The organism is Streptomyces olivaceoviridis, assembly GCF_014650115.1.
GTDB lineage: Bacteria > Actinomycetota > Actinomycetes > Streptomycetales > Streptomycetaceae > Streptomyces > Streptomyces olivaceoviridis.
In genome coordinates this window covers 73,744-93,018 of record NZ_BMUI01000003.1, presented here as the reverse complement: position 1 = coordinate 93,018, position 19,275 = coordinate 73,744, and the positions used below count along the sequence as shown (strand labels likewise).

The 19,275-nt window shown below is 71.2% G+C and carries 16 protein-coding genes and 1 tRNA gene; 8 read left to right on the top strand and 9 right to left on the bottom strand.

Going from position 1 to position 19,275, the window contains the following annotated elements:
• Positions 1 to 328 precede the first annotated feature (328 nt).
• Entirely contained in the window at positions 329 to 1,711 is a 1,383-nt protein-coding gene (locus IE273_RS06905; protein ID WP_078611753.1) for an NAD(P)/FAD-dependent oxidoreductase, read from the top strand.
• 254 nt (positions 1,712 to 1,965) lie between these two features.
• The gene (locus tag IE273_RS06900) at positions 1,966 to 3,258 is read left to right on the top strand and encodes an SAM-dependent methyltransferase (RefSeq protein ID WP_189814257.1); all 1,293 of its coding nucleotides are present in this window, start codon (positions 1,966 to 1,968) and stop codon (positions 3,256 to 3,258) included.
• 81 nt (positions 3,259 to 3,339) lie between these two features.
• On the opposite strand, the gene IE273_RS06895 is transcribed toward IE273_RS06900, so the two are convergent.
• Together IE273_RS06895 and IE273_RS06890 are read right to left on the bottom strand one after the other, a co-directional pair.
• Complete coding sequence (locus IE273_RS06895) at positions 3,340 to 5,868, bottom strand: ABC transporter permease (protein WP_189814256.1); 2,529 nt, start codon at positions 5,866 to 5,868, stop codon at positions 3,340 to 3,342.
• Positions 5,868 to 6,638 carry an ABC transporter ATP-binding protein gene (locus IE273_RS06890; RefSeq protein WP_189814255.1) on the bottom strand — a complete coding sequence of 257 codons (771 nt, stop codon included), beginning with the start codon at positions 6,636 to 6,638 and terminating at the stop codon, positions 5,868 to 5,870. The genes IE273_RS06895 and IE273_RS06890 overlap by 1 nt, the downstream gene beginning before the upstream one ends.
• Before the next feature lie 415 nt (positions 6,639 to 7,053).
• Between IE273_RS06890 and IE273_RS06885 the strand changes: the two genes are divergently transcribed.
• The 3 genes from IE273_RS06885 to IE273_RS06875 all read left to right on the top strand — a co-directional run bounded on the left by IE273_RS06885 (position 7,054) and on the right by IE273_RS06875 (position 9,482).
• Positions 7,054 to 7,137, top strand: a tRNA-Leu gene (locus IE273_RS06885).
• 166 nt (positions 7,138 to 7,303) lie between these two features.
• Positions 7,304 to 8,479 carry a 4-hydroxybenzoate 3-monooxygenase gene (locus IE273_RS06880; RefSeq protein WP_189814254.1) on the top strand — a complete coding sequence of 392 codons (1,176 nt, stop codon included), beginning with the start codon at positions 7,304 to 7,306 and terminating at the stop codon, positions 8,477 to 8,479.
• 148 nt (positions 8,480 to 8,627) lie between these two features.
• Positions 8,628 to 9,482, top strand: a complete 855-nt coding sequence (locus IE273_RS06875; RefSeq protein WP_189814253.1) for a Bax inhibitor-1/YccA family protein — start codon at positions 8,628 to 8,630, stop codon at positions 9,480 to 9,482.
• Positions 9,483 to 9,539: 57 nt separating this feature from the next.
• On the opposite strand, the gene IE273_RS06870 is transcribed toward IE273_RS06875, so the two are convergent.
• Positions 9,540 to 9,770, bottom strand: a complete 231-nt coding sequence (locus IE273_RS06870) for a DUF4287 domain-containing protein (RefSeq protein ID WP_189814252.1) — start codon at positions 9,768 to 9,770, stop codon at positions 9,540 to 9,542.
• A 99-nt stretch (positions 9,771 to 9,869) separates the two neighbouring features.
• Between IE273_RS06870 and IE273_RS06865 the strand changes: the two genes are divergently transcribed.
• A complete protein-coding gene (locus tag IE273_RS06865) occupies positions 9,870 to 10,181 on the top strand; it encodes a hypothetical protein (RefSeq protein WP_189814251.1) in 312 nt (103 codons plus the stop codon).
• Positions 10,182 to 10,190: 9 nt separating this feature from the next.
• On the opposite strand, the gene IE273_RS06860 is transcribed toward IE273_RS06865, so the two are convergent.
• From IE273_RS06860 to IE273_RS06850, 3 genes are all read right to left on the bottom strand, one after another.
• Entirely contained in the window at positions 10,191 to 10,973 is a 783-nt protein-coding gene (locus IE273_RS06860; RefSeq protein ID WP_189814618.1) for a hypothetical protein, read from the bottom strand.
• Between the two features lie 291 nt (positions 10,974 to 11,264).
• Positions 11,265 to 12,485: an acetyl-CoA C-acetyltransferase gene (locus tag IE273_RS06855; protein WP_189814250.1), complete on the bottom strand. Its 1,221-nt coding sequence runs from the start codon at positions 12,483 to 12,485 to the stop codon at positions 11,265 to 11,267.
• 150 nt (positions 12,486 to 12,635) lie between these two features.
• On the bottom strand, positions 12,636 to 13,652 hold the full coding sequence (locus IE273_RS06850; protein WP_189814249.1) for an SGNH/GDSL hydrolase family protein: 1,017 nt from the start codon (positions 13,650 to 13,652) through the stop codon (positions 12,636 to 12,638).
• A 157-nt stretch (positions 13,653 to 13,809) separates the two neighbouring features.
• Between IE273_RS06850 and IE273_RS06845 the strand changes: the two genes are divergently transcribed.
• Entirely contained in the window at positions 13,810 to 15,201 is a 1,392-nt protein-coding gene (locus IE273_RS06845) for a cystathionine beta-synthase (RefSeq protein ID WP_189814248.1), read from the top strand.
• Between the two features lie 341 nt (positions 15,202 to 15,542).
• On the opposite strand, the gene IE273_RS06840 is transcribed toward IE273_RS06845, so the two are convergent.
• The gene (locus IE273_RS06840) at positions 15,543 to 16,397 is read right to left on the bottom strand and encodes a helix-turn-helix transcriptional regulator (RefSeq protein ID WP_189814247.1); all 855 of its coding nucleotides are present in this window, start codon (positions 16,395 to 16,397) and stop codon (positions 15,543 to 15,545) included.
• 147 nt (positions 16,398 to 16,544) lie between these two features.
• Here IE273_RS06840 and IE273_RS06835 point away from each other — a divergent pair, with 147 nt between their 5' ends.
• Entirely contained in the window at positions 16,545 to 17,306 is a 762-nt protein-coding gene (locus tag IE273_RS06835; protein ID WP_189814246.1) for an SDR family oxidoreductase, read from the top strand.
• A 31-nt stretch (positions 17,307 to 17,337) separates the two neighbouring features.
• Here IE273_RS06835 and IE273_RS06830 read toward each other — a convergent pair whose 3' ends face one another.
• Positions 17,338 to 17,787: a hypothetical protein gene (locus IE273_RS06830; protein WP_189814245.1), complete on the bottom strand. Its 450-nt coding sequence runs from the start codon at positions 17,785 to 17,787 to the stop codon at positions 17,338 to 17,340.
• Positions 17,788 to 17,797: 10 nt separating this feature from the next.
• Entirely contained in the window at positions 17,798 to 19,210 is a 1,413-nt protein-coding gene (locus tag IE273_RS06825; protein WP_189814244.1) for a purine-cytosine permease family protein, read from the bottom strand.
• Positions 19,211 to 19,275 lie beyond the last annotated feature (65 nt).

The window sequence follows — 19,275 nt, the reverse complement described above, 5'->3', positions numbered from 1 at the left end:
TCTTCACAAGGAATTCCCTCCCATCGGGCCCCGGAAGGGGGCCCATTGGCCCTTTCGGGGGCTCAGAGGCTGTTTGAACATGTTCAGATGAAGAGGACAAGAGGCCCTTGGAGGGGGGTGTTCCGAGGGCGTCACGATGCCCTCACGGTCGCCCCGTCGGCCCGGAGAGGCAGCTCACGCGGCCTTGACAACGGGGCGAAGCGCCCTGCGGTTCCCTCGCGCCCCCGTGGTCTGCGTCACGCGAGCCGCGGAGTTTAACACAGGCCCTGTCAGACCTTGTGAAGGGGCGCACGAGCGACCCCCCGGGGGCGGGTGGATACTCGATGGCATGAGCACCACGGAGCGTCCCAGGATCCTCGTAGTAGGCGGTGGGTACGTAGGCCTGTACGCAGCTCGGCGCATCCTCAAGAAGATGCGCTACGGCGAGGCGACCGTCACGGTCGTCGACCCCCGGTCGTACATGACCTACCAGCCCTTCCTCCCCGAAGCCGCCGCCGGCAGCATCTCCCCTCGCCACGTCGTCGTCCCGCTGCGACGCGTGCTGCCGAAGGCGGAGGTCCTCACCGGTCGGGTCACCACCATCGACCAGGACCGCAAGGTCGCCACGATCGCCCCGCTGGTGGGCGAGGCGTACGAGCTGCCCTTCGACTACCTGGTCATCGCCATGGGCGCGGTCTCCCGCACCTTCCCGATCCCCGGCCTCGCCGAGCAGGGCATCGGCATGAAGGGCATCGAGGAGTCCATCGGCCTGCGCAACCACGTCCTGGAGCAGCTGGACAAGGCCGACTCCACGACCGACGAGGAGATCCGCCGCAAGGCGCTCACCTTCGTCTTCATCGGCGGTGGCTTCGCGGGCGCGGAGACCATCGGTGAGGTCGAGGACATGGCCCGGGACGCGGCCAAGTACTACAAGAACGTGTCCCGCGAGGACATGCGCTTCATCCTCGTCGACGCCGCCGACAAGATCCTTCCCGAGGTCGGCCCCAAGCTCGGCCAGTACGGCAAGGAGCACCTGGAGAGCCGGGGCGTGGAGATCTACCTCTCCACCTCCATGGACTCCTGCGTCGACGGCCACGTGGTGCTGAAGAACGGCCTGGAGGTCGACTCCAACACCATCGTGTGGACGGCCGGCGTCAAGCCGAACCCGGCCCTCTCCCGCTTCGGTCTGCCGCTGGGCCCGCGCGGTCACGTCGACTGCGAGCCCACGCTCCAGGTCAAGGGCACGGACTACATCTGGGCCGCCGGCGACAACGCCCAGGTGCCGGACCTCGCCGCCCGCAAGGCCGGCGTGGAGAACGCCTGGTGCCCGCCGAACGCCCAGCACGCGCTGCGCCAGGCGAAGGTCCTCGGCGACAACGTGGTCTCCGGTATGCGGGGCTTCCCGCAGAAGGAGTACGAGCACGCCAACAAGGGTGCGGTCGCCGGTCTCGGCCTGCACAAGGGCGTGGCGATGATCGTCATGGGCAAGATGAAGATCAAGCTCAAGGGCCGCCTCGCCTGGTACATGCACCGTGGCTACCACGGTATGGCGATGCCGACCTGGAACCGCAAGATCCGCGTCTTCGCCGACTGGACGCTCGGCATGTTCCTCAAGCGCGAGGTCGTCTCCCTCGGCGCCATGGAGAACCCGCGCGAGGAGTTCTACGAGGCCGCCAAGCCGGCGCCGGTCGCCGCCGCGAGCAAGACCGAGGAGAAGGCCAAGGCCTCCTGACCTCCGGTCACCGAGAGAACCTCGGGTCACCGACAGACCCTCCGGTCACCGACAGATCCTCCTGTCGGTGACCGACCCGGAAGACCTCCTGCCATCCGTGGTGCGGGAGGTCTTCCGGCGTTCCCGGGCACCCGTCCGCATGGTTTCCACAACCGTTTTGCCCAGTCGTAACTCCTTTGCGGGACTGCGCCGAGGCCCTCGCGGTGTTTACGTGGTATCCGGCATCCGGGATCGTCGTCTTGGAGGTGTGCGCCATGGCCGACGCCGCGTCGCGGCTGAGGAGTGTTGCCGAGCAGATGCTGGGAGCCCCGCTCCCGGTACGCCTGAAGGCCTGGGACGGGTCGCAGGCAGGCCCGCCGGACGCGCCGGCGCTCGTCGTGCGCAACCGCCGCGCCCTGCGCCGCATGCTGTACAAACCTGGCGAACTGGGCCTCGCCCGCGCCTGGGTCTCCGGTGACCTGGAGATCGAGGGCGACCTGTACACCGCGCTCGACGCCATGGCGGGCCTCGTCTGGGAGCGCGGGGAGGACGCCCGCGGCCTCGTACAGGCCCTGCGCGACCCCGATGTCCGGGCCGCCGCCCGCGAGCTGCTGAGACTGGCCGGCCCGCCGGTCCCGCCCGCCCCGCCGCGCGAGGAGGTCCGCAGACCCCGCCGGAACCTGCACACCCGGCGTACCGACAAGCGGGCCATCAGCCACCACTACGACGTCGGGAACGACTTCTACGAGATCGTCCTCGGCCCCTCCATGGTGTACTCCTGCGCCTACTGGGAGGACGCCGGAACGCTGGAGTCCGCCCAGCGCGACAAGCTGGAACTGGTCTGCGCCAAGCTGGGCCTGAAGGAGGGGCAGCGGCTGCTGGACGTCGGCTGCGGCTGGGGTTCCATGGCCATCCACGCGGCCCGCGAGCACGGCGTGAGCGTCGTCGGCGTCACGCTCTCCCAGGAGCAGGCGGCGTACGCCCGCAAGCGCGTCGCCGACGAGGGGCTGACCGACCGGGTGGAGATCAGGGTCCAGGACTACCGGGACGTCGTGGACGGCCCCTTCGACGCGATCTCCTCCATCGGCATGGCCGAACACGTCGGCGCCGAGAAGTACCTGGAGTACGCCCGCCAGCTCCACGCCCTGCTCAAGCCGGGCGGCCGGCTGCTCAACCACCAGATCGCCCGCCGCCCGCAGCGGGACGAGTCGGCGTACGAGGTGGACGAGTTCATCGACGCCTACGTCTTCCCCGACGGCGAACTCGCCCCCGTCGGCACCACCGTCACCCAGCTGGAGCGGGCCGGTTTCGAGGTCCGGGACGTGGAGTCCATCCGCGAGCACTACGCCCGCACCCTGCGCCGGTGGGTCGCCAACCTGGAGGCCGACTGGGACCGGGCCGTCCGCCTCACCAGCCCCGGCCGGGCCCGCGTCTGGCTGCTGTACATGGCCGCCTCCGCGCTCGCCTTCGAACGCAACCGCATCGGCGTCAACCAGGTCCTCGCGATCCGCACCCCCGAGTCCGGCGCCTCCGGACTCCCCCTGCGGGCCCGCACCTGGCACGGCTGACACGGGTACGACCGCACGGCGGACGGCGGTACGACACAAGGGGGCCCCGTCCCGAGGGGCCCCCTTGTGTCGTACGACCGCCTACTCGGCCTTGATGGCCGTCAGCATGTTCAGCCGGGCCGCGCGCCGGGCCGGCCACAGCGCGGCCAGGACTCCGACCACGCCCGCCAGCAGCAGGAACACCGTCATCCGGCCGTACGGCAGCACCAGTTCGTACGTCGGCATCTTCGTGCCCAGCAGCTCGCCGGCCGCCCAGCCGAAGAACACGCCCAGGCCGATGCCCAGCACCCCGCCGAACAGGGAGATCACCAGGGACTCCAGGCGGACCATCCGCTTGACCGCCCTGCGGTCCAGGCCGATCGCGCGGAGCATCCCGATCTCCTGGGCCCGTTCGAAGACGGACATGGCCAGCGTGTTGACGACACCGAGCACCGCGACGATCACCGCCATGCCGAGCAGGCCGTAGACCATGTTCAGCATCAGCGTGAACGTCTGTGCGATCTCATCGGAGATGTCCTGCTTGTCCTGGACCTTGATCGCCGGGTTGGAGCCGAGGGCCTTCTCCAGCCTGTCCTTGGCCGCGCCGTCCGCCCCGTCCGCCGTCTTCACCATGACCTGCATGTCGGCCGGGTCGGACAGGTGCGGGGTGAGGACCTTGTTGTCGAGGAGGATCCCGTTGAGCATGTCGTTGCCCTCATAGACCCCCGCGACCGTCAGCCGCTGCGCCTTGCCGTCCTCGAAGTGCGCGGTGAAGCGGGAACCGGCCTTCCAGCCGAAGTCCTTGGCGCGGTCCTCGTCCACGACGACCCGCGTGCCGCCCACGGTGAAGGAGCCGTCGGTCACCTTAAGGTCCGTCAGCTTGCCGATCGCCGCGCCGTCGACCCCGGTCAGGAACTCGGTCTCGCCGTCGATGCGGGACTCGCCGTTGCGCAGCGGGCTGCTCGCGGTGACGCCGTCGGCGGAGGCGAGCTTCTTCTCCACGCCGGGGGAGAGCGGGCCGCGGTTGGCCATCGAGACGACGTAGTCGGCGCGGATCGCCGCGGAGGCCATCTTGTCGATGGACGTCTGGAGGCTGCCCGCCATCACCGTCATGCCGGTGATCAGCGTCAGGCCGATCATCAGCGCGGAGGCGGTGGCCGCGGTACGGCGCGGGTTGCGCACCGAGTTCTGCCGGGCCAGCTTGCCCGACACCCCGAAGGCGCGCAGCACCGGCGCGGCGGCGGCGATCAGCGGGCGGGACAGCAGCGGGGTCAGGATGAACACGCCGATGATGAGCAGGACCGCGCCGACGCCCATCGCGCCCTGGCCGCTGTCGGCGTCCATCCTCGTGCCGGCGAGGACCACCGCGACGCCGGCCGCCGCGAACAGCGAGCCCAGCGTGTTGCGCAGCACCAGCGACTTGGCGGTGGCCTTGGCGTGCACGCTGCTCATCGCCGCCACCGGCGGGATCTTCGCGGCCCGGCGGCCGGGCAGCCACGCGGCCAGCATGGTGATGAGGACACCGACCGCGAGGGCGGTGACCACCGTGCCGGGGCTGATCACCAGCGGGCCGTCGGGCATGCTCGCGCCGAACGAGCCGAGCAGGGAGCGCAGGCCCGCGCCGATGCCGACACCGGCGGCCAGGCCGGCCACACCGGCGACCGCGCCGACGGCGAACGCCTCGATCAGCACCGAACGGGTGACCTGGCGGCGGGAGGCGCCGACCGCCCGCAGCAGGGCCAGCTCCCGGGTGCGCTGGGCGACCAGCATGGTGAAGGTGTTGGCGATGATGAACGTGCCGACGAACAGGGCGATGCCGGCGAACACCAGCAGGCCCTGCTTCAGGCTGCTCATGGAGGCGGAGATGGCCTTCGCCTGGTCGTCGGCGAGCCGCTTGCCGGTGGTGGTCTCCACCAGCTTCGCGGGCAGGGCCTTGTCCAGCTCGGCCTTGAGCGCCGTCTGGCTGGTGCCGGCCGCGGCCCGCACGTCGATCTCGTCGTACGTGCCCTTCTTGCCGAACAGGGCCTGCGCGGTCGCCGTGTCGAACAGGGTGAGGCTGCCGCCCGCGGCGACGTTGCCGTCGTCGGTGGTGAAGATGCCGCTGACGGTGGGCGTGAGGACCGGGCCGTCCACGGAGAGCCGCACGGTGTCGCCGACCCGGTAACCGGCCCGCTTCGCGGTCGCCGAGTCGATCAGCACCTCGTCCTTGCCGTGCGGGGCATGGCCGCTGACCAGCGGGTAGCGGGGGTCCTCGGTACCCCAGTAGTTGCCGCCGGCGGACTGCCAGTCGCCGCCGACGAGCTTGCCGTTCTTGTCGGCGACGGCGGTGAAGCCGGTGACGACACCGGTGGCGGAGGCGGCCCCGGGAACCCTGGCGGCCTGGTCGAGCAGGGCCCGGGTCAGCTCCGGCGTCCTGCCGACCTGGTCGCCGTGGGAGTCCTGGTACTCGGGCCGTACGGCGACGTCGACCTGGTCGAAGCCCTTGGCGGAGCTCTTCTGGTAGGCGTCGGAGATGGTGTTGGTGAAGACCAGCGTCCCGGAGACGAACGCCACGCCGAGCATGACGGCGAGCACGGTCATCAGGAGCCGGGCCTTGTGCGCGAGGACGTTGCGCAGGGCGGTGCGGAACATCAGCTGGTACGGCCCTTCGCGTCGAACCGCTTCATCAGGTCGAGGACGGAGTCGGCCGTCGGGCCGTACATCTCGTCGACGATCCGCCCGTCGGCCAGGAAGATCACCCGGTCCGCGTAGGCGGCGGCCACCGGGTCGTGGGTGACCATGACGACGGTCTGGCCCAGTTCGCGCACGGAGTTGCGCAGGAAGCCGAGGACCTCGGCGCCGGAGCGCGAGTCCAGGTTTCCGGTCGGCTCGTCACCGAAGATGATCTCGGGCCGGGAGGCGAGGGCACGGGCGACGGCGACGCGCTGCTGCTGGCCGCCGGAGAGCTGGGAGGGCCGGTGGCCGAGCCGCCCCGACAGCCCGACCATCTCGATGACCCGGTCCAGCCACGCCTTGTCCGGCTTCCGCCCGGCGATGTCCATCGGGAGGGTGATGTTCTCCAGGGCGGTCAGCGTCGGCAGCAGGTTGAACGCCTGGAAGATGAAGCCGATCTTGTCCCGGCGCAACTTGGTGAGCTGCTTGTCCTTCAGGGACCCCAGCTCGGTCTCCCCGATCCGGACGGACCCGGAGGAGAAGGTGTCCAGCCCGGCCACACAGTGCATCAGCGTGGACTTGCCGGAGCCCGACGGCCCCATGATCGCGGTGAACTCGGCGGCCTGGAAGTCGACGGAGACCCGGTCCAGGGCGACCACCCGGGTCTCACCCTGCCCGTAGATCTTCGACAGCTCCGTGGCGCGTGCGGCCACGGCGGTGGTCCGGCCGGCGGTGGGTGTGGTGGTCACGGGAGGGCGCTCCTGTCGGTACGACGTCTGTTCCTGGGGACTGATCCATCGTCCCGGCGGGGAGCGCGCGTGTAGTCAGTCGCTGTTCCGGTTCCGGAGGGCGACTGGGGTCGGACGGAGCGGCCCGCTGTCATACCTGGGGAGGACGGGCGACCCTGACTCCGTTCGTGTCGGGGGCCGTGTCGGCAACCGTGTCGAGAACAGGTGGAACACCCTCGTTCGGACGGTGAAATTCCGTCATTTCACGTACGCGCGTACAGCCGCCGCGTCAGGCTATTGGCAAGTGCGGATGGCGCGTTCCACGGGCTGATGCACCCTCAGACCTCAATAAAATAAGACAACATCGGTCCGCCCTTCCGCTGTTCGGGGGATGGGTCCCGATAGGGTCGAACCTCGCAAGCGGAGCCCATGGCCTGCCCGGATGGTGGAATGCAGACACGGCGAGCTTAAACCTCGCTGCCCCTTCGCGGGCGTGCCGGTTCGAGTCCGGCTCCGGGCACCTTCCTCCCTCGGTTTCCTCCTGGAACCGCCCTCTTGGCATTCGACCGCCACACGACCGTTGACAGCGGGGCCCGTGCGGTCGGAAACTCACGCCTGGAACTCAGTGAAAGAAATTTCACCAGGCGAACGCCTCGTAGGGCGGCTGAAGACCAGGGAGACGACCGATGCGTACCACCGTCGGGATCATCGGGGCGGGGCCGGCCGGGCTCCTGCTCGCGCGGCTGTTGCACCGCGCCGGGATCGAGTCGGTCGTCCTGGAGGGCCGGGACCGGACGTACGTCGAGCAGCGGCAGCGGGCCGGGATCCTGGAGCAGGGGACGGCCGACGTGCTGCGCGCCGTCGGGGCCGGAGAGCGGATGGTCCGGGAGGGGCTGCGGCACGACGGGATCGAGCTGCGGTTCGACCGGCGCCGGCACCGCGTCGACTTCCCCGCGCTCACCGGCGGGCGGTCCGTGACCGTCTACGCCCAGACCGAGGTCTGCAAGGACCTCATCGCGCTCCAGCTGAAGGAGGGCGGGCCACTGCTCTTCGAGGCCGAGGCGCTGGCCGTGGAGGGCGCGGAGAGCGACCGGCCGCGGGTCACCTTCCGGCACCAGGGGCGCGAGGACGTGCTGGAGTGCGACTACGTCGTCGGCTGCGACGGGTTCTGGGGGGTGGCCCGCCAGACCTTCCCGGCCGGGGTCTCCCGGGTGTTCGAGCGGTCGTACCCCTACGCCTGGCTCGGCGTCCTCGCCGATGTCGCTCCCTCGCACGACGAACTCGTCTACGCCCGCCACGAGCGCGGCTTCGCCCTGCTGTCCATGCGGTCGCCGGCCGTCTCCCGGCTCTACCTCCAGGTGCCGGCGGGGACGGACGCCGAGGCGTGGAGCGACGAGGCGGTCTGGGACGAGCTGGAGCGGCGGTTCGAGACGGGCGACGGCTGGCGGCTGGAGCGCGGGCCCATCACCCAGAAGTCGGTCACCCCCATGCGCTCCTTCGTGCACGAGCCGATGCGGCACGGCCGGCTCTTCCTCGCCGGCGACGCCGCCCACATCGTGCCGCCGACCGGCGCCAAGGGGCTGAACCTCGCCGTCGGTGACGTCGTCACCCTCGCCCGGGCCCTCGCCCACGAGCGGGAGACCGGCTCGCCGGACCTCCTCGACGCCTACTCCGCGACCTGTCTGCGCCGGATCTGGCAGGCCGAGCGGTTCTCCTACGACATGACGACCCTGCTGCACCGCGCCCCGGACGCCACCGCCTTCGACGCCCGCCTCCAGCTGGCCCGGCTGGAGCGGATCGCCGCCTCCCGTGCGGCCGAGACCGAGCTGGCGGAGGCGTACACAGGGTTTCCGCTCGGTTAGCCGTCCGTCCATGGCCGGGAATCAGAGGCCCGCGTAGCGTGTTGCGCAGCACAGCAGGGGAAAGATCCTCCTCAAGTATCATGGTCGATCCTTTGCCAATCCATTACTCTTGAGCCAAGGCTGCGCTCGGCAGCCATGGAGGAGTGAAATGAGGAGCAGTAACCCGGTCTTCTCGCGACGGGGGTTCAGCCGCGACAACGGCTACGCCGGCTTCAACACCGCACCGCAGGCCGGGTACGCACAGGGCAACCCGCACGCGCAGAACCCGTACGCGCAGAACCCCTACGCACAGCAGGGCGTCGGCGCCCCGCCCCAGGCCCCGGCCACCACCGACCGGATGACCATGGACGACGTCGTCGTCCGCTCGGCCATCACGCTGGGCACGGTCGCCGTCGGCGCCGTCCTCGCCTGGGTCCTGCTGCCCGTCTCGGGCACCAGCTACGGCCTGGCCATCGGCTCCGCGCTGATCGCCTTCGTCCTGGCGATGGTGCAGAGCTTCAAGCGCACCCCGTCGCCCGCGCTGATCCTCGGGTACGCCGCCTTCGAGGGCGTCTTCCTCGGCGTCCTCAGCGAGATGTACAACAGCCGCTGGAGCGGCGCGCCCTTCCAGGCCGTGCTCGGCACCATGGCCGTCTCGGGCGCGACCCTGCTCATCTACAAGGCCGGCTGGATCCGCGTCACCGCCCGCTACGCCCGCATCGGCCTCGCCATCGCGATGGCGTTCCTGGTGGTCATGGCGGTCAACCTGCTGCTGGTCGCCTTCGGTGTCGCGGAGGACGGCGGACTGCGCAGCTTCGGCCCGCTCGGCGCGCTCGTCGGCATCATCGCGATCGTGCTCGGCGCGTTCTTCCTGACCCTCGACTTCAAGCAGATCGAGGACGGCATCGCCTACGGCGCCCCGCGCAACGAGGCCTGGCTCGCCGCGTTCGGCCTCACCCTGACCCTGGTGTGGATCTACGTGGAGATGCTGCGGCTGGTGGCGATCTTCAGCAGCAACGACTAGCGCCGACGCCGGTCATCGGCAGGGCCCCGGGTGAATTCGCCCGGGGCCCTGTGCCGTTCAGAGCAGCTTGCGCGCCGCCCTCCTCAGGTCGTACTCGTGCACGAGCGCCTTGGCGTGGCCGTACGCCAGGTCGTACTCGTGCCGGAGCCAGCTGACCTTCTCCTCGAAGCGGAAGAGTGCCGGGCCTTCTTCGACGGTGCGCAGCCAGTCGGAGACTTCACGACCGGTGCAGTGGGGGATGCGGGCGAGCAGATTGCGGTGGGTCTCCTCGGAGAAGACATGGGACATCGGCGCCTCCGAACGCAAAGGGGATGTAAGCCGGTCCTTCACGTCACCGTGCCTGAGCGTTCGCGTATTGGCAACAGTGCGGGGCGTTACGCTCGGCGGGTGGTTGATACGACGCCCTTGACCCAAGCAGTGGATCACTTCGCCGACCGGTTGCGGGCGGCACCGCAGAGCCGGCTCCAACGCAGCGCCGCGGCGGAGGCATTGGCCCTGGCCCGGGAACTTTCCCGGCGGGCCCAGCTGATGGAGGAGCCGGGGGCCGAGCCCCGGGAGATGCCGGACGCGGGGATGTTCGCCGCGGCGGACCAGATCCTGGTGGCCGCGCACGACCTCGCGGTCGTGGTGCGCAGTGAGGACCAGGTCGCCGAGGCCGTGCGGCTGGTGGAGGAGGCGCGGCAGCGGGCGGGGGTCTGACGTCGACCGTCAGAGGGACGCGATCACCCGGTCGGCCAGGATGTACACCGTCTCCTCGCCGCACGCGAACGTCAGGGTGTACGCGCCGGAGATGCCCGAGCCGCCCAGGAGGTAGGGGGCCTCGCCGGACTCCAGGGCCCTCGCCAGCCGTTCCGCCGTCTCGCGGTGGCCCGGGGTCATGCACAGGGTGGTGCCGTCGGCGAAGACGTAGACGTCGAGCGTGCCGAGCGGGCCGGGGCGGACGTCGGAGAGTTCGACGCGCTCGGCGGCCAGCTCTTCCAGCGTGGTGACGGTGCGCTCGTGGTCGTTCACGGCCGGCGACTGCACCGGGACGAAGTCGGGGTGCGAGGGGTGCCGGCGGCGCGCCGCGGCCAGCTCCGGGGACTCCCCGGCGAACTCGTCGGCGTCGGCGCCCGGCTCGGCCACCGGCTCCAGCGGCTCCAGGCCCACGAAGTCCGCCTGGCGGGGCAGGAACACGTCGGTGTCGGGCAGGCCGTACAGCGAGGGCGCCTCGGAGGCGTCACGGGCCTCCTGCGCCGCCCAGAAGGCGCGTGCCTCGGCCAGCTCGCGCTCCCGCTCCTCGGCGAGCGCCTCGGCCACGGCCGCCCGTATCTCCTCGGCGTCGGCGGTGGTGCGGGCGCTCGGCAGGAGGGCGCGTGTCGTGGCCGCCTGGCCGTCGGCGAGCTGCGCCGCCAGTTCGGTGAGCTGGCGGCGCACCTTCAGCACGGTGCGCAGAACGGCGACACCCACGGCGCCGGTGGCTGCCGTGGTGAGCAGCAGGGCGATCGGCATGGCGCTCACTGACATACTCCCGGTTCAAGTCGACCCCCGACTTCCTACATCAGCTTGAAGGGCGGACTAACCAACTGTCAGTGCGTAACGTCACGAAACGGACAGGACTTTGGGTTCGAGGTTTCGTCGCGCGCCCTGTCGGTCCGCGCTGACCTGCACCGATGTGCCTGGCGAGCGAGATAGGTCACATCCTGGGGGAGATTTGATCACGAAAAGGCCCAGAACCACGGTGTTTCCTGGGTTCTGGGCCCTTCTGTGACGGTACGTGCGTGACCCGCTACGGACGGTGGGTCAGCTGAGGCGCTCGATGACCATCGCCATGCCCTGGCCGCCGCCGACGCACATCGTCTCCAGGCCGAACTGCTTGTCGTGCCACTGGAGCGAGTTGATGAGCGTGCCGGTGATGCGGGCGCCGGTCATGCCGAACGGGTGGCCGACGGCGATGGCGCCGCCGTTGACGTTCAGCTTGTCGATGTCGATGCCGAGGTCCCGGTACGACGGGATCACCTGGGCGGCGAAGGCCTCGTTGATCTCGACCAGGTCGATGTCGCCGATGGTCAGGCCGGCGCGCCGGAGGGCCTGCTTGCTCGCCTCCACCGGGCCGAGGCCCATGATCTCCGGGGAGAGGCCGGAGACACCGGTGGACACGATGCGGGCGAGCGGGGTCAGGCCCAGTTCGCGGGCCTTGGTGTCGGACATGATGACCAGCGCGGCGGCGCCGTCGTTCAGCGGGCAGCAGTTGCCGGCCGTGACGAGTCCGTCCGGGCGGAAGACCGGCTTCAGGCCCTGCACGGCCTCCAGGGTGACGCCGGCGCGCGGGCCGTCGTCCTTGCCGACCACCGTGCCGTCGGGGAGGGTCACCGGGGTGATCTCGCGCTCCCAGAAGCCGTTCTTGATGGCCTCCTCGGCGAGGTTCTGCGAGCGGACGCCGAACTCGTCCATCTCCTGGCGGGTGACGCCCTTCCAGCGGGCCAGGTTCTCGGCGGTCTGCCCCATCGCGATGTAGGGGTCGGGCAGCAGGCCGTCCTCGCGCGGGTCGTGCCAGGTGGTGCCCTCCTGCTGGGCGACGGACGCGGTACGGGCCTCGGCCTCGGCGAACAGCGGGTTGTGCGTGTCCGGCAGGCCGTCGGAGCTGCCCTTGACGTAGCGGGAGACCATCTCGACACCGGCCGAGATGAAGACGTCGCCCTCGCCGGCCTTGATGGCGTGCAGGGCCATGCGGGAGGTCTGGAGGGAGGAGGAGCAGTAGCGGGTGATGGTGCAGCCCGGCAGGTGGTCCATGCCCATCTGCACGGCGACGATCCGGCCGAGGTTGTGGCCCTGCTCGCCGCCGGGGAGGCCGCAGCCGAGCATCAGGTCGTCGATGTCCCGCGGGTCCAGCTCGGGGATCTTGGCGAGCGCCGCCTGGATGATCGTGGCGGTGAGGTCGTCGGGGCGCAGGTCCTTCAGGGAGCCCTTGTTCGCGCGGCCGATGGGGGAGCGGGCGGTCGAGACGATCACGGCTTCGGGCATCACGGCTCCAGTGGCGGATTTTTTCTGGCAGGGCAGGTGGGAAGTTACCCGTACGTATGGGCCAGGTCACCGGTGTCGCGGTGTGACACTGGCCGCAATTGTCTAAGCGCTTGCTTGGCTCCGGCCCGGCCCGACCCCGGCGGAGGCGCGTCACAGGGGCCGGGCCGCCGGCTCCGCCTCGGGTACCCGCCGCCGGCGCCTCCGCTTGAGCAACGCCCACGGCCCCCGCGGTCCCGTCGGCATGGCCGCCGTCACCTCGGTGCCGGCCTCCGACGCGGCCTCGGCCGCCGCGCGGGCCACCGGCAGGAAACCCTCGCGGCGCGACACGTCCGGCCGTTCCTCCTCCGGCCACAGGCCCAGCGCCGCGCACACCGTGGGCAGGACGGCCATGGCCGCGGTCGCGTAGCCCTCGGCCGACGGGTGGTAGTTGTCCGGCCCGAACAGCTCCCGCGGATTCGCCTCGAACTCGGGGCCGAGCAGGTCGCCCAGCGACACCGTGCGCCCGCCCTGCTCCACCACCCCGATCGTCTGGGCCGCCGCCAGCTGCCGGGACGCCCGCCGGGCCAGCCAGCGCAGCGGCTGCTGCACCGGCTCGATGGTGCCGAGGTCGGGGCAGGTGCCGACCACCACCTCGGCGCCGGCCGTGCGCAGTCGTCGTACCGCCGTCGACAGGTGCCGTACCGAGCGGGTCGGGGGCATCCGGTGGGTGACGTCGTTCGCGCCGACCATGATCACGCAGATGTCCGGGACGGGGGAGGGCGCGGACAGCACCAGCGCGACCTGGCGGTCCAGGTCGTCGGACCGCGCGCCCGGCACCGCCACGTTCCGCAGCTCCACCGGGCGTTCCGCCACCGCCGCCAGCCCGGAGGCCAGCAGCGCCCCGGGGGTCTGGCCCACCCGGTGCACGCCCTGCCCCGCCGCCGTCGAATCGCCGAGCATGGTCAGGCGGAGCGGCGGTTCGCCGGGGATGTCGTACGCGTGCCCGTACACGCCGTCGGCCACCGGCACCCGCCCCCCGCTGCCGTTGCCCACATGGCGCCGTGCCAGTCGCACCTCCGCCAGCACCAGACCGACGACGGCCGCGCCGATGAGCCCGACCCCGCCCCCGCCGTACGCCGCCCCGGCCGCGATGCGCCGGGCCACTCGTGCCCTCGACATCCTCGTCATGCGTCGCCGCCACCTCCTCGTAGCCGTATCCACTCCTTGCCCCGTACGGACCGTGCGCCAATCTCGACGGGGAGTGAACAACCGCCCGCGCCACATCGCTGGCCTTAGGCTGGCGGCACCACTACGAACAGTTCTTTTGCAGCGACCGGAGACAACGGTGCGATACCACGACTCGATGATCAGCCTCGTCGGCGACACCCCGCTGGTGCGGCTCAACAACGTGACCAAGGGCATCCAGGCGACCGTCCTGGCCAAGGTGGAGTACTTCAACCCGGGCGGCTCCGTGAAGGACCGCATCGCCCTGCGCATGATCGAGGCCGCGGAGCAGAGCGGGGAGCTGAAGCCGGGCGGCACGATCGTCGAGCCGACCAGTGGCAACACCGGCGTGGGACTCGCCATCGTGGCCCAGCAGAAGGGCTACAAGTGCATCTTCGTGTGCCCGGACAAGGTGAGCACCGACAAGATCAACGTGCTGCGCGCGTACGGCGCCGAGGTGGTCGTGTGCCCGACCGCCGTGGCCCCGGAGCACCCCGACTCGTACTACAACGTCTCCGACCGGCTGGTGCGCGAGACGCCCGGCGCCTGGAAGCCCGATCAGTACTCCAACCCCAACAACCCGCTCTCGCACTATCACTCGACCGGCCCCGAGCTGTGGGAGCAGACCGAGGGGAAGATCACCCACTTCGTGGCGGGCGTCGGCACCGGCGGCACCATCTCCGGCACCGGCCGCTACCTGAAGGAGGCCAGCCAGGGCGCGGTCAAGGTCATCGGCGCCGACCCCGAGGGCTCCGTGTACTCGGGCGGCTCCGGGCGGCCGTACCTGGTCGAGGGCGTCGGTGAGGACTTCTGGCCGACCGCCTACGACCGCACCGTCGCGGACGAGATCGTCGCCGTCTCCGACAAGGACTCCTTCCAGATGACCCGCCGGCTGGCCAAGGAGGAGGGCCTGCTGGTGGGCGGCTCCTGCGGCATGGCCGTCGTGGCCGCGCTGAAGGTCGCCGAGCGGCTCGGCCCGGACGACGTCGTGGTCGTGCTCCTGCCGGACAGCGGCCGGGGCTACCTCAGCAAGATCTTCAACGACGAGTGGATGGCCGACTACGGCTTCCTGGAGGACGAGGGCCCCAGCGCCCGCGTCGGCGACGTCCTGAGCCACAAGGCGGGCGGCTCCATCCCGTCCCTGGTGCACATGCACCCGGAGGAGACCGTCGGCCAGGCCATCGAGGTGCTGCGCGAGTACGGCGTCTCGCAGATGCCCGTCGTCAAGCCGGGCGCCGGTCACCCGGACGTGATGGCCGCCGAGGTCGTCGGCTCGGTCGTGGAACGAGAACTGCTCGACGCCCTCTTCAGCAAGCGGGCCTCGCTGGAGGACCCGCTGGAGAAGCACATGTGCGCCCCGCTGCCCCAGGTCGGCTCCGGCGAGCCGGTCGGCGACCTGATGCAGGTGCTGGGTTCGGCGGACGCCGCGATCGTGCTGGTCGAGGGCAAGCCGACCGGCGTGGTCAGCCGGCAGGACCTGCTGGCCTTCCTGGCCAAGGGCGGCACCAAGTAGCCGGCTCGGGCGAGGGCCTGGGTTCGCGGAAGTGGTACGAGCGCGTCATGTGCGCGCAGCACCCGCTTAACACGGGCCCGGCAGAGTAGTGGGTGTCGGCAGGGGTGGGAGCGGCTCCCCGCCCAGGCCGGCGCCGAACGGCGCCAAGGACCTCCGGAGCGGCTCCCGGACCTCCATGGACGCCACGGACGCGTAGGCCCGGCCCTGACCCGGCCCGCGTCCCTCGCGGGGACCGCCGTCGTCCCGCCCCCCGGAAACGGGGGTGCGGCGGTCCCCGCGCAACCCTTCGTGCCCGAACCGGCGCCGCCGTCGCGGACGTGGCCGCTCGCCGCCGTGGTTCCTCAGTCGCCGGCCGCGGCCGTCGTCGCGTTCCAACTGCCCAGCACGGCCAGCCGCTCCGCCGTCTCCGAACCCGGCTCCGGCGTGTACACCACGATCGTCTGTTCCGGGTCCGTCGGGACCGTCAGGGTCTCGTACGGCAGGGTCAGCAGGCCCGCGACCGGGTGCCGCACCTTCTTCACGCCGAACGCGCACTCGCGGACCTCGTGGTCCGTCCACAGCCGGCGGAACTCCTCGCTCTTCAGCGTCAGTTCGCCGACCAGCGTGCACAGGCCGGGATCGTCGGCGTACCGGGCCGCCAGCAGCCGCAACTGGGCCACCGTCTGCGCGGCCACCGCCGTCCACTCCGGGTACAGCTCCCGGGAGGCCGGGTCGAGGAAGACCAGCCGGGGGACGTTCCGCTCGTCCGGTGCCAGGCGGCTGAAGCCGCCCACCGCGTCGCCGAGCGCGTTCCAGGCGAGCACGTCCATGCGGCGGCCCAGCACGAACGCCGGGTTGCGTTCCATGCCGTCGAGGAGGAGCTGCACGCCGGGCCGGACGCGGGGCGCACCGGCCGGCTTCCGCCGCTGCCGGCGGGGGCGCGCCACCGTGCGCAGGTACGCGTGCTCCGTCTCGTCCAGCCGCAGCACCCGCGCGACCGCGTCCAGCACGGCGTCGCTCACGCTGGTTCCCCGGCCCTGCTCCAGCCGGATGTAGTAGTCGACGCTCACACCCGCGAGCTGGGCCACCTCCTCGCGGCGCAGGCCCGGCACCCGGCGCCGCCCGTGCGCGGGCAGCCCGACCTCCTCCGGCCTGATGCGGGCGCGGCGCGAGCGCAGGAAGTCGCCCACCTCTGCTTCGGTCCAGTCCCCGTCCATGGCCCGATCGTAGGGGAACGGAGCCCGTCGATCGTGGTACTGGCAGACCCAGGAAAACCGCATCCCTGGGTAGGGCGGCCGGACGCGACGAGAGTGGTGCGGGCCGCCGGGGAGCAGCCCCGGCCGGCGATCCACGAGGGAGCACCCATGTCGTACGAGAACCTGTCCGGCCGTACCGCCGTGGTCACCGGGGCCGCCAGCGGCATCGGCGAGGCCGTCGCCCTGCACCTGGCCGCCGAGGGGGCCCGGGTGGCGCTGCTCGCCCGGCGCGCGGACCGGCTGGACGCGCTGGTGGAGAAGATCCGGGCGGCGGGCGGCCAGGCGCTCGCGGTGGCCGCCGACGTCACCGACGACGCGTCCGTGGCGGCTGCCCGGGACCGGGTCCACGAGGTGTTCGGCGCCGTCGACCTCGTCGTCAACAACGCCGGTGTCATGCTGCCGAACCCCGTCGAGGAGGGCCGGCTCGACGAGTGGCAGCGGATGCTGGACACCAACGTCACCGGCGTGCTGCGGATCATCCGCGCCTTCACCGCCGACCTGCTGGCCGCCGCGGCCGGGGGGCGCACCGCCGACCTGGTGAACATCTCCTCCATCGGCGCGCACGTGACCTTCCCGAACTACGCGGTGTACGGGGCGACCAAGGCGGCCGTCACCTACCTGTCGCAGAGCCTGCGCGGCGAACTGGGGCCGCGGGACGTCCGGGTCACCAACATCGAGCCGGGACTCACGGAGACCGAACTGGCGTCCCACGTCGGTAGCGCGGAGCTGTCCGGGCAGCTCGACGAGCTGTTCGGGGCGATCGGGGGACTGGCCGCGGCGGAGGTCGCCGACGTCGTCGCCTACGTCACCAGCCGCCCCCGGCACGTCAACCTGCGCCAGATCATGGTGCTGCCGACCCGGCAGGCCTGACCCCGCCGAGCGCGGTCGCCCGGTCCGACCGTCACTCGCCCCGCGCCGTGCCGTCGTGGCCGCGCCGGCCGGCGAGGAGGTCCGGGTGGAGCCGTACGGCCTGCACCCCGTTGACGCCGACGATGCCGAGCCAGGTGACCACCATCCCGGACAGCCCGGCGACCGCGCCCGCGATGGCGGACAGCGGGATCGCCAGCACCAGGGTGATCAGGGCGAAGCCGTAGCGCTCGCCCCAGGAGTCGGTCGGCTTCGGCCGCCGGGTCTCGCGGGCCGTCGCCATCTGCCGCTCGGCGAGTCGGCGCCGCACCCGGCGGTCCACCGCGTCGTCGATCCGCTGCTCGACCTTCTCCAGGAAGGACTCCACCAGCGCGGAGTCGTAGTCGTCACCCAGTTCCCTGCGGGCGCGCACGGTCGCGTCCAGGTCCTTCCGGAGGTTCGGGTCCGTCCTGAGGCCGGCGTCCCGGGGATCGAGTGTGCTCATGGCGGTCAGCCTAGGGAGCGGCCGACTCGACGGCACTGGGGTTAGCCCCCCGGTCGGGGTTCGGGCCGGCCACCGTGTCGCGGCGCGCGACCAGCCAGTACAGCAGCGCCGGCACGGCCAGACCGACGATCCAGGAGATGTCCGCACCGCCCAGCGGGTCCACCAGCGGGCCGGTGTAGAAGCTCGTGGCGAGGAACGGCAGCTGGGCGAGCAGACCGGCCGCGTACACGGCGAGGGCGTCCCAGCGCCAGGCGCCGTAGCGGCCGTGCGGGTCGGCGAGGGCCGGGAGGTCGTACCGCTCCTTGGAGATCACGTAGTAGTCGACCAGGTTGATCGCCGACCAGGGCGTGAAGAAGGTCAGCAGGAACAGCAGGAAGTCCTTGAACGAGGACAGGAAGCTGTCCTTGCCCAGCAGGGCCACCGCGGTCCCGGCGACCATCACCAGCCCGATGTACGCGGCCCGGCCTGCCCGGGACAGCCGCCGCTGCCCGCGGAAGCCGCTCACGCTCGTCACCATCGACATGAAGCCGCCGTAGGTGTTGAGGACGTTGACGGTGAGCTTGCCGAGCGCGATGACGAAGGAGAAGAAGGACGCGGCCAGGCCCGTGCCGCCGAGGGCGACGACGTACCCGACCTGGCTGTCCAGGAACGTCTCGCCCGCCGTGGCCGCGACCAGCACCCCGAAGGTCATCGACCACTGGGAGCCCAGCGCCGAGCCGGACAGCGTCCACCAGAAGGTGGCCTTCGTGGACGTCGTCCGCGGCAGATAGCGCGAGTAGTCCGCCACGTACGGTCCGAACGCCAGCTGCCAGGACGCCGACAGGGACACCGCCAGCAGGAACACCGGCAGCGAGAAGTGCGCGTCGTGCAGCAGCGCGGAGGTGTCGGCGCGGTCCAGGAGGCGTACGGCGAGGTAGACGAAGGCGAGCGCGCAGACGATGCTCGCTACCCGGCCGAGGGCGTGGATGACCCGGTAGCCGGCGGTCGCCATGACCGCCGTGACGGCCGCGAAGAGGACGATCCCGGTGGTGTCGTCCGTGTGGGTCAGCTCGCCCACCGCCTGCCCGGCGAGCACGCTGCCGGACGCGAAGAAGCCGACGTACATCACGATCACCAGCAGCAGCGGTACGACCGCCCCGCGCACCCCGAACTGCGCCCGCGACTGGATCATCTGCGGCAGGCCGAGTTTCGGGCCCTGGGCGGAGTGCAGGGCCATCACGGCGCCGCCGAGCAGGTTGCCGAGCAGCAGGCCGACGACCGACCACACCACGTCCCCGCCGAAGACGACCGCCAGGGCACCCGTGACGACGGCCGTGATCTGGAGGTTGGCCCCGAGCCAGAGCGTGAACTGACTGAAGGCCGTGCCGTGCCGTTCCTCGTCCGGGACGACGTCGATGGAGCGCAGTTCCACGAGCTGAGCCATGCGTTCTCCCCACACTGGGCTGTATAACGGTATGCAGCGACACACTGTCTGAATAGAAGGCCCGT

Bases quoted from the DNA above. Each gene is read 5' to 3' on its own strand.
- IE273_RS06840 (WP_189814247.1), bottom strand. From the start codon at position 16,397: ATGGACGGGGACTGGACCGAAGCAGAGGTGGGCGACTTCCTGCGCTCG.
- IE273_RS06880 (WP_189814254.1), top strand. From the start codon at position 7,304: ATGCGTACCACCGTCGGGATCATCGGGGCGGGGCCGGCCGGGCTCCTG.
- IE273_RS06895 (WP_189814256.1), bottom strand. From the start codon at position 5,868: ATGTTCCGCACCGCCCTGCGCAACGTCCTCGCGCACAAGGCCCGGCTC.
- IE273_RS06905 (WP_078611753.1), top strand. From the start codon at position 329: ATGAGCACCACGGAGCGTCCCAGGATCCTCGTAGTAGGCGGTGGGTAC.
- IE273_RS06855 (WP_189814250.1), bottom strand. From the start codon at position 12,485: ATGCCCGAAGCCGTGATCGTCTCGACCGCCCGCTCCCCCATCGGCCGC.
- IE273_RS06875 (WP_189814253.1), top strand. From the start codon at position 8,628: ATGAGGAGCAGTAACCCGGTCTTCTCGCGACGGGGGTTCAGCCGCGAC.
- IE273_RS06860 (WP_189814618.1), bottom strand. From the start codon at position 10,973: ATGCCGATCGCCCTGCTGCTCACCACGGCAGCCACCGGCGCCGTGGGT.
- IE273_RS06900 (WP_189814257.1), top strand. From the start codon at position 1,966: ATGGCCGACGCCGCGTCGCGGCTGAGGAGTGTTGCCGAGCAGATGCTG.
- IE273_RS06830 (WP_189814245.1), bottom strand. From the start codon at position 17,787: ATGAGCACACTCGATCCCCGGGACGCCGGCCTCAGGACGGACCCGAAC.
- IE273_RS06850 (WP_189814249.1), bottom strand. From the start codon at position 13,652: ATGACGAGGATGTCGAGGGCACGAGTGGCCCGGCGCATCGCGGCCGGG.
- IE273_RS06835 (WP_189814246.1), top strand. From the start codon at position 16,545: ATGTCGTACGAGAACCTGTCCGGCCGTACCGCCGTGGTCACCGGGGCC.
- IE273_RS06870 (WP_189814252.1), bottom strand. From the start codon at position 9,770: ATGTCCCATGTCTTCTCCGAGGAGACCCACCGCAATCTGCTCGCCCGC.
- IE273_RS06825 (WP_189814244.1), bottom strand. From the start codon at position 19,210: ATGGCTCAGCTCGTGGAACTGCGCTCCATCGACGTCGTCCCGGACGAG.